The sequence below is a fragment of the Vibrio sp. 1402 genome (assembly GCF_033340275.1).
Window position 1 is genome coordinate 1 of sequence record NZ_JAWOWE010000144.1, and the last position, 864, is coordinate 864.

Sequence of the window (864 nt, forward strand, 5' to 3'; positions counted from 1 at the left end):
TGCCTTCAATACGTGGTGGCACAACTTGTGGGTTGTCTAAACGGCGAGTATCAGCCTTGATGATCAGTTGCATGCGTAAATTCGCAGATTGCTGCGGATATAGCGTATGGTTATCGACACTCATATTGAAGCTGAACAAATCATCCAGATCGGGTGCCGATTTGTTCGCCGTGACTTTTAGCAGAATTGGCTCGGTTTTCATGCCATCGGCCGAAAAACTCGGGATCGTAATTATCCCTTCTTTCATTGGCGCTATAGAAATGCTCCATTCTGTGCGCTGATATTTTCGACCATTGATGTTGTTACTCGAACGCCCGTAGCGAGGCTGTCCTAGGAAGAAGTCTTTTTCCAATACGCTGAAGTCGATGGCGTCGGACGCAACTTCTGAATCTGCCATTATCCGTAGGTTGATGACTTCATTTTTAGCCACTTCAGTTTTGTTGACACTTGCCTGAAGGCTTTGTGCCATCACCGAGAAACTAGATAACAGGCTGGCCACAAGAATAAAGACCAGATGTACGCCTTTTTTCATCACGGGCTTACCACTCCTTCTGAGATTGTTGTGGACGTTGTTTTTGTTGAGCTTGCAACTGCATTTGTGCACGAATCAAAAAGCTTGGATCTCGAGCACTTTCGACAGCTTCTAGGCGGCGGAATTCAGGATCATCCTGATGTGATTTTTCTGGTTGGGCTTGTGCCTGCATAGGTTCACCTTTTTTTTGCTCACCTTGCTTTTCTACTTCCGTTTCGGCCTTTTGCTGCTTAGCTTTGTGTTCGGGATTTTGCTTTTCTTTTTTATTTTCAGCGTCTTGCTGATTTTGTGACTGCTGTCCTTGCTCTTGTTTAGTACTATTCTGAGACTTT

At 45.0% G+C, this 864-nt stretch carries 1 protein-coding gene and 1 pseudogene; both read right to left on the minus strand.

Annotated features, from left to right (window positions below):
• Positions 1 to 535 (minus strand): BatD family protein (locus R7044_RS24690; RefSeq protein WP_225455932.1); only part of this gene is annotated, 535 nt, incomplete at its 3' end.
• A gap of 4 nt (positions 536 to 539) precedes the next feature.
• Positions 540 to 864 (minus strand): annotated as a pseudogene (locus tag R7044_RS24695) (hypothetical protein); the annotation flags it as partial.